Annotated in this window: 11 protein-coding genes; 10 read left to right on the top strand and 1 reads right to left on the bottom strand. The window is 55.3% G+C overall.

Annotation, left to right across the window (positions count from 1 at the left end):
- The 7 genes from hisD to FJ146_18215 all read left to right on the top strand — a co-directional run.
- Positions 1-812: histidinol dehydrogenase (gene hisD, locus FJ146_18245; protein MBM4253912.1), on the top strand; the 812-nt coding region annotated here is incomplete at its 5' end.
- Positions 809-1,876, top strand: a complete 1,068-nt coding sequence (hisC, locus tag FJ146_18240) for a histidinol-phosphate transaminase (protein ID MBM4253911.1) — start codon at positions 809-811, stop codon at positions 1,874-1,876. The genes hisD and hisC, both read left to right, overlap by 4 nt.
- The gene (hisB, locus tag FJ146_18235; GenBank protein ID MBM4253910.1) at positions 1,873-2,874 is read left to right on the top strand and encodes an imidazoleglycerol-phosphate dehydratase HisB; all 1,002 of its coding nucleotides are present in this window, start codon (positions 1,873-1,875) and stop codon (positions 2,872-2,874) included. The genes hisC and hisB overlap by 4 nt, the downstream gene beginning before the upstream one ends.
- Positions 2,871-3,473, top strand: a complete 603-nt coding sequence (hisH, locus tag FJ146_18230) for an imidazole glycerol phosphate synthase subunit HisH (GenBank protein MBM4253909.1) — start codon at positions 2,871-2,873, stop codon at positions 3,471-3,473. Before hisB ends, hisH begins: the two co-directional genes overlap by 4 nt.
- Entirely contained in the window at positions 3,467-4,207 is a 741-nt protein-coding gene (gene hisA / locus FJ146_18225) for a 1-(5-phosphoribosyl)-5-[(5-phosphoribosylamino)methylideneamino]imidazole-4-carboxamide isomerase (GenBank protein ID MBM4253908.1), read from the top strand. The genes hisH and hisA overlap by 7 nt, the downstream gene beginning before the upstream one ends.
- Entirely contained in the window at positions 4,189-4,965 is a 777-nt protein-coding gene (gene hisF, locus FJ146_18220) for an imidazole glycerol phosphate synthase subunit HisF (GenBank protein MBM4253907.1), read from the top strand. Before hisA ends, hisF begins: the two co-directional genes overlap by 19 nt.
- 32 nt (positions 4,966-4,997) lie before the next feature.
- Positions 4,998-5,597: a bifunctional phosphoribosyl-AMP cyclohydrolase/phosphoribosyl-ATP diphosphatase HisIE gene (locus tag FJ146_18215; GenBank protein ID MBM4253906.1), complete on the top strand. Its 600-nt coding sequence runs from the start codon at positions 4,998-5,000 to the stop codon at positions 5,595-5,597.
- Here the strand turns inward: FJ146_18215 and FJ146_18210 are convergent.
- Positions 5,594-6,883, bottom strand: coding sequence for a prephenate dehydrogenase/arogenate dehydrogenase family protein (locus tag FJ146_18210; GenBank protein ID MBM4253905.1), 1,290 nt, complete (start codon positions 6,881-6,883; stop codon positions 5,594-5,596). The two genes, FJ146_18215 and FJ146_18210, sit on opposite strands and share 4 nt — an antisense overlap.
- Before the next feature lie 3 nt (positions 6,884-6,886).
- Between FJ146_18210 and hutH the strand changes: the two genes are divergently transcribed.
- The 3 genes from hutH to FJ146_18195 form a co-directional block, all read left to right on the top strand.
- Entirely contained in the window at positions 6,887-8,434 is a 1,548-nt protein-coding gene (hutH, locus tag FJ146_18205; GenBank protein MBM4253904.1) for a histidine ammonia-lyase, read from the top strand.
- Positions 8,435-8,654: 220 nt separating this feature from the next.
- Entirely contained in the window at positions 8,655-9,089 is a 435-nt protein-coding gene (locus FJ146_18200) for a hypothetical protein (GenBank protein ID MBM4253903.1), read from the top strand.
- A 66-nt stretch (positions 9,090-9,155) separates the two neighbouring features.
- Positions 9,156-9,909: hypothetical protein (locus FJ146_18195; protein ID MBM4253902.1), on the top strand; the 754-nt coding region annotated here is incomplete at its 3' end.

Here is a 9,909-nt window from a genome sequence, read left to right as displayed (position 1 = left end):
TAGCAGGTGTCTCGTCTATCTTCAAAGTGGGTGGAGCTCAGGCTGTTGCTGCCCTGGCCTACGGCACGGCCTCCGTACCAAAGGTCGATAAGATTTACGGTCCCGGTAATGCCTACGTCACCTGCGCCAAGTCGCTCGTATCGCAAGATCCGCGCGGTGCCGCATCGGATTTGCCTGCAGGTCCGTCCGAGGTCTTAGTGGTCGCCGATGCTAGAGCCAATGCAGAATTTATAGCAGCTGATCTCCTTTCTCAGGCGGAGCACGGTCGTGACTCTCAGGTCGTTTTGGTCACAACTTGTGAAAGTATCGCCGCCGCAACTTTGAGGGCCCTGGAGGTCCAGCTGGCGCAGTTATCGCGCCGCGATATCGCTATTGAATCGTTGGCCAAGTCATTGATCATCGTCGTCGGTTCTACGGACGAGGCCATGGATGTTGCCAATGCCTATGCTCCTGAGCATCTGATTCTTCAGATTGAGGATGCCGGTCGCTGGGTCAGCCGCGTCAAACACGCGGGTTCTATTTTTGTTGGTCCCTGGTCACCCGAGTCGGTGGGAGATTACGCCAGTGGCACCAACCATGTGCTCCCCACTTATGGCCTTGCGCGGAGCCACGGTGGCCTATCTATCGAGTCGTTTATGAAATCCATGACCGTGCAAGAACTTAGTCCCAGTGGACTACGCGATATAGGTCCAACCGTTGAGACTCTTGCCACGATGGAGGGGCTCGATGCGCATGCTAAGGCCGTCAGTGTGCGATTGCGTGCTCTACGCAGCGGTGACGAGCTGACACAGCGTGGAGTACAACTGCTATGACTTTTGATGCCACAATTTTAGCGCGACCAGCGATTGTTTCGATGAAGGCCTATGAGTCTGCACGGAGCCAAATGACCGCCTCCACGGCGCAGATCTATATGGACGCCAATGAACTCGCTCACGATGCTCAGGAGGACTTGGCGCGATATCCAGATCCGCAGCCACGAGAGTTAGTGACCTTTGTCACGCAGCGGTTTGCGGTGCCGCAGTCGCAGCTGTTTCTAGGGGCAGGTGTGGACGATGCTATTGATGCCTTGTTGCGGGTTTTCTGTGAGGCTGGTCAGGACAACATTCTGATCACGCCACCGACCTACGGGTTTTATTCCGTGGCGGCAGCGATCCAAGGGTGCGGTGTACGTGAGGCTCCCCTGCGTGGCGAGTCCTTCGACCTGGACGAGGTGCAGATTCTTAAGTCTCTTGACGCCAATACAAAACTCGTATTTGTTTGTAATCCAAATAACCCCACGGGCAACACTTTTAGCAGCGATCGCTTGCTACGGCTTGCTCGTGAAATTGGCGAGCGAGCGCTCTTGGTGGTTGACGAGGCCTATATCGAGTTTAGTCGTGAGCGTAGTTTGGTGGCGGCGGTTGCTAGCACCCCTAATCTCGTCGTGTTGCGTACTCTTTCTAAGGCTTGGGGCCTTGCGGGGGTTCGCCTCGGATCCGCGATAGCGGGAGAGAGTGTCATCAAACTCATGCACAAGGTGCGCGCCCCATACCCCATCGCTAGACCCGCTGTGGCGGCTGCCAGCGCGGCGCTTTTACAATTGTCGCCCGCAGCACTCACTGCGCGCACGTTAGCCGTTGCGGCAGAGCGAGAGCGTCTAGGGGCACGTCTGAGAGAGCTGGATTTTGTTCTGAAAGTTTATCCAAGTGAGGCCAATTTCATACTCGTGCGCGTTAAGAGTGCGCGGGATGTGATGCAGCGCACTGCCGCACGCGGTATTATTCTACGCAATCGTAGCAACGAACGGGGGCTAGCGGACTGTGTGCGGATTAGTATCGGAACGCGCCGCGATAACGATGCTCTGCTAGAAGCACTAACTGCTGAGGTGCAGCCATGACGGGGACTAAAAGGGTTGTTTTTATAAAGGCGGCCGATGTGGTCGCTGGTGCCGGTAGAGATGAGGCACCCATAGTGCAGGCTATGGTCATCCCAGCGCTGCACCAGTTGCAACGAGCAGGCTTTACTTTACTCATCGACGGCGTCGGTGCTGAGTTTGGTTCTGCACGGAACCTGCTTAAAGCCCAAGGTCTGAGCTTTTTTGAGCTTGCAGCGATGGACCTAGCACATGGGCGACCCAACGTCTTCATGTACCGTGAACTCCTCGGTGGAGCCTCCCTCGACACAGGCCGTTCAGCCGTGATCGGCGATACGCAGGTAGATCAACTTTTTGCTGCAAATCTTGGCGTCAATCGTTACGAGATCGGTGGCCAAGAGATTCCCGATTGGGGAGCTCTCGCTGAGCAGTTAGTGACACGACCACGCATGGCGAAGACTCAAAGGCGCACGGGTGAGACTGATATTACCATTGCGGTCAATCTTGATGGAGACGTGAACCGTAGTCTCGTCAGCACAGGTCATGGATTTTTTGACCATATGCTAGCTCAGCTAGCGCGTCACAGTGGTATTGAAATGCAGATCGCGGTCACAGGTGATCTGCATGTCGATGAGCACCATACGGTAGAAGACACAGCGTTGGCCTTGGGTGACGCCTTGAGAGCCGCTCTTGGTGATCGCTTTGGTATCGAGCGCTACGCCTTTGTGATGCCGATGGATGAAACCAGAGTTAATGCTGCACTCGATCTTAGTGGGCGACCAACGTTGGTTTGGGCAGCGGACTTTGGACGCTCTGAGGTTGGAGGACTTCCGACAGAAATGGTGCCACATTTCTTTAGGTCTCTGGCGGAACGCCTTGGTGCCACCTTGCATGTCGAGGTGAGGGGCGAAAATACCCATCACATGGTGGAAGGTGCTTTTAAAGCTGTCGCTAAGTGTTTGGGTCGAGCTGTGAGTCTCAGTGCTAATGCTAGTGTGCCATCGACGAAAGGTGTCCTATGATCGCCATTGTCGACACCGGCGGTGCCAACCTTAAGTCCGTGGTAAATGCACTCGAGCGACTCGGCGCATCGCATTGTTTGACCTCCAATCCGGTCCAGATTGCTGGTGCAGATCAGGTCATCTTGCCAGGTGTGGGAGCCGCACGCGAAGCGATGCGCCGTCTCGATGCTGCGCAATTGATACCGGTGCTACGTAACCTGAAGCAACCAGTGCTCGGTATCTGTCTTGGTATGCAGCTACTCTTTGAGAGTTCCGAGGAAGGCGACGTCGCGTGCTTAGGTTTGATCCCTGGTCGAGTGGTGAGGCTTAAAGATGATCCATTGGCGCGGGTGCCGCACATGGGCTGGAATCATTTGCAGCGTCGCGACTCCGCCGAACCCTTGCTCGCGGCAATACAGGATGATGATTGTTTTTATTTCGTCCATAGTTTTCGCGCTCCTGATGGGCCCTGGGTCAAGGCAGTGACGGAGCACGGTGAGCTTTTGCCTGCCGTGGTTAGTTATGGCAACGTCAAAGGTGTGCAGTTTCATCCGGAAAAAAGTCAGGGTCCTGGAGCGCGTCTACTAAGCAACTTTGTGAGGAGCACTGTCCTATGCTAAATCTCTATCCAGCCATAGATTTGCTGCGCGGTCGTATCGTGCGTCTGCGTCAAGGACGCTTTGACCAAGTAACCGAATATGGGGACAATCCCGTCGCCGTGGCGCAGTCGTATGCCGCAGCCGGTGCGACGTTTTTACATATAGTGGATCTAGACGGTAGCCGTGATGGAGCAGCGATTCAAGCTGATCTGATCCGCGATATCGTCCGTAACTCCGAACTAAGCGTGCAAGTTGGTGGCGGCATTCGCACGATCGAGACGGCCGCAGCATACATCGAGTCGGGCGTTAGCCGGGTCGTCATCGGCAGTTTAGCGGCGCATGCTCCCGAGCAGGCGAGCGAACTGATTCGACTGCTTGGCCCCGAGCGGGTGACATTGGCTGTTGATGTTCGTAGCTCTCAGAGTGGCTTTGCCTTGGCTGTTCAGGGATGGACCGAGGCGGCTTCGGTAAGTCCGTGGCGCCTCATCGAAAGCATCACCGAACTGGGCGTCGATCATATACTCTGTACCGATATTGGGCGGGACGGCGAGCTCACGGGTCCTAACCTAGATCTTTATCGCGAACTTCTTACGCGGTTCCCAGGCCTTAAATTATTGGCCTCTGGTGGCGTCGCTAGCCTGGACGATCTCAGGCGACTAGCCAAAATCGGCGCCAGCGGTGCCATCGTCGGTAAGGCACTATACAGTGGTGAGTTTAGTTTGGAGGAGGCTTTGCGGTGCTGCGCAAACGGCTAATACCATGTCTGGATGTACGCGACGGTATGGTGGTCAAAGGCGTGAAGTTCGCTGACCACGTGGTCATGGGGGATATCGTCGCGTTAGCCCAGCGTTACCGTGACGCTGGCGCCGACGAGCTCGTGTTTTACGATATTAAAGCAAGCACCGTTGGGGCCACAGTTGCACGCTCTTGGATTGAACGTGTGGCAGCGATCCTTGACATACCGTTCTGTGTGGCAGGTGGTATTCACGATGTTGCCAGCGCTCGTGCCGTCCTGGCGGCGGGAGCTGACAAGGTATCGGTAAATTCAAAGGCATTAGCGCGCCCTGAGCTCATTACGGAACTCGCAGAGACCTTTGGTAGTCAGGCCGTCGTTGTCGGCGTTGATTCCAGAACTGCCAGCGATGATCCCGGTGACTGGCAGGTTTACCAGTTCACAGGGAGCGCCTCTACCATGCGCGGAACTGGCCGCCGAACCCTTGACTGGGTGCGCGAGGCTGAGGAGCGCGGAGCTGGCGAAATCGTCCTTAACTGTATGGATCAAGACGGTGTGCGGACGGGATACGACTTAGAACAACTCCGGGCGGTGCGGGCAGTCGTCAGGATTCCGCTTATTGCATCCGGTGGGGCAGGGGCACTCGAGCACTTTGCCGCTGTTTTCAGAGATGCCGACGTGGATGGTGCCCTGGCGGCTGGAGCGTTCCACGCCGGTACACTGACCGTGAGTCAGGTTAAGGAATACTTACGAAGTCAAGGTATCGAGGTGCGGCAGTGAATATACAGCGAAGTGTCAGTACTAATTTTGCAATGGACCAAGTTGATTTTGCTAAACAGGCGGGACTGGTACCGGCAGTGATCCAGGATCATGCCAGTGGCGAAGTGCTGATGCTTGGTTATATGAATCAAGAGAGTCTTACGTTAACCCTGACGAGCGGCGATGTGACTTTCTACAGCCGTAGCCGGTCAAAGCTATGGCGCAAGGGCGAGACCAGTGGTCACGTGCTACGTGCTAAATCCATCTCATTAGACTGCGACCGCGACACGCTGCTAATTAAGGCCGAGGCTCTGGGGCCAACCTGCCACACGGGCAGTGTTAGTTGCTTTTCCGAAAATGCAGCCTCAACTTTTGCGACGTTACCTAAACTGTGGACTAAAATTGTTGAGCGCGCAGCCGCAGCCGACACCACGAGTTCCTACACGGCAACACTGTTGGCCGCAGGGATCCAGCGCCAAGCACAAAAGGTGGGTGAAGAAGGGGTCGAAGTGGCACTTGCTGCGGTAGCAGCAGATGATCAGGCCCTACTTGGCGAGAGTGCTGACTTGCTCTACCATCTACTGGTATTACTGCGCGGCCGCGGTCTTAGTTTGGACCAAGTCTGCCGCGTCCTAGACGAGAGAGCTCGTTAAACTGGGCGCTCACCAAAATACGCTTTAGCCTCGTTCATCAGTCCCAGAAATGCCTGTGCATCGCGGCTTTTAATCGCGCGCGCGTAGCTGTCGAGTGATTGTGCTAGGAGACCGAGCATTTTGGGGCTGTAACTGTTTTCAGTCTGTATTTCATAGTAGAGGGCTGGATTTTCCATCGTCACAGGAATGGTCACGCCGAGCTGTGCATTGAACGTGGTCGATGCCGCCCCACGTAGGTTAGAGAAGCTCACTTCGCCTTTTGCTAATACATCGGCAAAAACTAAATTACTCAGGTGCGATAGTCCAAGCACATAGCTCATAAGCTCATCGTGCCGTTCCAACGAAACTTCGGTGATGTGGGCCGTTGTCGATTCAAACAGGGCACGCACTTCGTGAGTGACCTTAGCGTCGCCGACGTCGCAGATCATGACGTTGCGGTCGACCAGTACCTCGACATCCGGTCCAAACATCGGGTGTGCAGAACCGATGCGCAGACCAGCCGTCTGCGCCGCTTTGAGCGCGCTCATGAGCGGCGTCTTGAGAGAACAAATGTCAAACACAAGGGCTTTGGTTTTGAGCCTTGTGAGTTCCTCGATGATTTCAGACGTGATACTGATTGGGGTGGCAAGGACAATGACGTCCGAGTCACAGGCTGCGGCCAGTGAACTGAGTAGCGGGTAGCGTGAATCCTTGTTACTGCCGCTGGGCTGGTCGACGTGGCTAACGTGGTCGCCAAAGGTATCAAAAAAATCTGAGATCCAGCGCCCCATCCGGCCGCGCCCCCCGACCACGGTGACCCGTCGCGCTGGTCCGTGGTGGTGCCGTTGACGCTGGGAGCGGTCGTCATCCTGGGCGATCACCGCATAGCGAATCAGCAGTCGCGATAGTTCCTCGGCCAAACTTGAGTAGATGCCCAACGTGCTCGCCTTGCTACGGCTTCGCTCGAGGACGGCCTTCTCTACCTGGTAGTCTTTGATCGGGAGATTGGCGGCGAATTTTATTTGGCCGATTTCCTCTGCTAGGCGGAGGCGCTGCGCGACGAGCTCTAAGAGCTGGTCGTCAATGGCGCGGACCTGGTCCCTTAAGGTGGAGAGTTTAGCCGTCATATCCACGTGATGCTCATGTGATGCCCATGTGATAACTATGTGATAATCAGGGGTTCTCGACCCTTTAGCTAGGTATAGCGTACCTGTGGCCTCGAGGCGACAGCGAACTTGTCGATTCGTGAGAGGAGTGGCATAACTGGGCCACGTTACCGCGCAGCACCTGATAGCACTTTGGAGCATTTTATGAGCATGCCGCAGACGCCCCGATTTCACCTTGGTGTGGATACTTTGACAACGGAGCGTCTGGTTACGCTAGCGCGGACCCCCAACCCTCCGGTGGCGGTGACGCCCCAAGCTTGGCAGAGACTGGATGGGTTTCGCGCTCACGTAGACGCAGTGCTGACTCAGGGCAACACAGTTTACGGGATCAACACCGGCTTTGGCTTCCTCTCCGACGTAGCCATACCTCCGGTAGATCTGGCGCAACTGCAACTCAATCTGGTGCGTTCCCATGCTTGTGGCGTCGGCGATTACTCCGCCGACGAAGTAGTCCGCGCGCTCTTGATCCTGCGAGCGCATTCCTTCCTCCTTGGATTTAGCGGCGTGCGGGCCGAGGTCGTGCGTCAAGTGCTACTATTTCTGGAGCACGATATCCTGCCAGTCGTGCCCTGTCAGGGCAGCGTCGGGGCATCAGGCGACCTGGCGCCACTGGCCCAGCTCGCCCTTGGCTTACTAGGGGAGGGTGAGGTTAAGTGGCGTGGGGAGACATTACCAGCGGCGCGTGTGCTTGATCAGCTGGGGATCGCACCCCTAAAACTGGCCCCCAAAGAGGGCTTGTCGCTTATCAACGGGACGCAGTACATGACGACCTTGGCGGCATTCGCAGTCGAGGAAGCAAAGACACTGGCGCGCAGTGCTGACATTGCCGCAGGGCTGAGTCTGGACGCTGTGCGTGGCACAGTCGCGGCTTACGATGCGCGGATCCATGCGGCGCGGCCGCACCGTGGTCAGAAATTAGTGGCGGCCAACATGCTGCGCCTTTTTGCCCAGACTGATTCCATCATGGAGAGCCATGCTCACTGCGGGAAAGTACAGGATCCATATAGTTTCCGCTGCGTGCCGCAGGTGCACGGCGCTAGTCGCGATACCATCGCGTACTGCGAATCAGTCGTTAACACTGAGCTGCAAAGTGTGACCGATAATCCGCTCGTCTTTGACGGCGGTGATTTCGTGAGTGGTGGCAATTTTCATGGTCAGCCCGTGGCATTCGTTATGGATTTTCTAGCCATCGCTGTCGCAGAGATCGGTAGTATCTCGGAGCGCCGCATTGAGAAGATCACAAACCCTCACCAAAGCGGTCTACCCGCCTTCGCGACGCGCAATAGTGGGTTAAATTCGGGCTTTATGATTCCGCACGTAGTTGCTGCATCGCTGGTATCCGAGAATAAAGTCCTATGTCACCCTGCCAGTGTCGACAGCATTCCAACGTCCGCTGATAAAGAAGATCACGTGAGCATGGGACCAATTGCAGCGAGAAAAGCGCGTAGCGTCATTATTAATGTCCGTAACATCCTCGCTATCGAGTATTTAGCCTCCACTCAAGGCCTAGACTTGCTGGCTCCACTCAAGCCATCAACCATCTTAGCTGTAGTCGTGAACGAGGTCAGATTTAGGGCGCCTGCAATGGACACGGATAGGTCCCTTCAGCGCGAGATTCGTGCGGTCGCGGATTGGCTGAGCGAAGATGGCCCTGCAGCCAAATTGGCAGCGGCTGGTTGTCAGATCCAGTAGGTGCCGTAGGCCTTTGGGCGTCGTTGACCGTCGGTGACTGTAGTGGCCAAATTAACCTGGTCATTTCAGTTGGTTCCAACTTCACTTTGGTATCCCTGCGCCATACTGGCTGCTTAAAAACATTTTAAAATTGTTTATTTTTCAAGAAATCAAAAAATTTCTATTGAAACCTTCCTGAATTCTGCGCTACGTGAGGTGCAGATTGATTGGAGGTTACCCCATGAATAAACAAGTTATGAAGATCGTGTTTGGTGCTTTGCTCGTCACCGCGTGTGGCAGCGAAGCGAAGAAGTCCGAGAACGTTGCAGCCAGCCTACCAGCTGCTGCTATCGTTCGTGTTCCTGTCGACGCTAAGGGCCAAGAAGACGCCAGCAAAGCAGAGCTGCGCGTTCAACAAACCGGCTCCAAAGTTGAGACCCAAGAAGACGTAGTTGCAGCGTTCAACAGCGGTAACGCAGTTGCTGACGTGAAGCAAAGCACTGAGCTAGACGGTGGCGTTTCCACCCAAGCATGGTGCTACCGCAACTACGGCTACGGTTACGGCTACAGCTACTACCCGTCCTACTACTCCTACGGTAACTACTACAACTACGGCTACGGTAAGAGCTACTACGGCTACGGCTACAAGTACTACTACTACGGCAGAGGCTGGTAATTTTAGCTACTTCACTGCCGCATGTATCAAAGGTACCTGCGGCAGTGTTTACCGTCCGGTAGTTCGATGTTACATCGATTCTTAAGCATGATGGCGCTGTTCTGCTGCAGTCCTCATGCTTTTTCTTTTCCTTCTGATAGTTTCGCTCCCTTACCCCCGACGCGGAATGAGACGGCTAATCCATTGCATTGGGAGGAGCTCAGTGAGGCGGAGTCTGTCACGTTTTTTGCGCCAGGAAATCAGATTTTATCCCAAGATCATCCGGTCCGCCTGAGGCTGCAGTCTTGGAGCGATGCCCTCTATGCGCAACTCGAGAAGCGTTGGCCTGCCCGGTTTCGTGATAGTAGTGGGAAGGTTGTCCTGCCGCGGCCTATCGTCCGCGTCGAGCGGAGTGTCAAACCCGAGGCGCACGTATCGGCGGCGACCGTATGTTATGCGGCTAAAATAAAATTTGCCTCAGACACCGGTCAAGACAATGGTAAGGGCAGCGGAATCCCACAAGTCCTACTGCTGAATGACAAGGGCACCGTGGGTGTCTTTGAAAAATCTAAAGTTTCGTGCATAGACCGGTTGGACCGAGCCTTCAGGGTTGATGATCTGAGGGAGCTCATTGGCTCCGTGCGCTGCGACGTCCATGTGGAAGAACAAGCCGACGATGGTTCCCTAGGCCAAACGCTGGTGATCGGCTCTGATTGCAAGATCCCCGCATCAGCAACGGCGACTGATATCCAGGGCATCATGTTGAGATCAATGGCTCAAGAGGTAACCATAACCACAGGGTTGTTAGCCATCATGCCCAACGAAGGTGCGCTGATCTACA

The organism is Deltaproteobacteria bacterium, from assembly GCA_016874735.1.
Lineage (GTDB): Bacteria > Bdellovibrionota_B > Oligoflexia > Oligoflexales > CAIYRB01 > CAIYRB01.
The sequence above is the reverse complement of the archived record's forward strand: the minus strand, read 5'-3'. Positions and strand labels throughout refer to the sequence as shown.

Coding starts and splice junctions, on each gene's coding strand:
- hisC (MBM4253911.1), top strand. CDS start 809: ATGACTTTTGATGCCACAATTTTAGCGCGACCAGCGATTGTTTCGATG.
- hisB (MBM4253910.1), top strand. CDS start 1,873: ATGACGGGGACTAAAAGGGTTGTTTTTATAAAGGCGGCCGATGTGGTC.
- hisH (MBM4253909.1), top strand. CDS start 2,871: ATGATCGCCATTGTCGACACCGGCGGTGCCAACCTTAAGTCCGTGGTA.
- hisA (MBM4253908.1), top strand. CDS start 3,467: ATGCTAAATCTCTATCCAGCCATAGATTTGCTGCGCGGTCGTATCGTG.
- FJ146_18215 (MBM4253906.1), top strand. CDS start 4,998: ATGGACCAAGTTGATTTTGCTAAACAGGCGGGACTGGTACCGGCAGTG.
- FJ146_18210 (MBM4253905.1), bottom strand. CDS start 6,883: ATGCTCCAAAGTGCTATCAGGTGCTGCGCGGTAACGTGGCCCAGTTAT.
- hutH (MBM4253904.1), top strand. CDS start 6,887: ATGAGCATGCCGCAGACGCCCCGATTTCACCTTGGTGTGGATACTTTG.
- FJ146_18200 (MBM4253903.1), top strand. CDS start 8,655: ATGAATAAACAAGTTATGAAGATCGTGTTTGGTGCTTTGCTCGTCACC.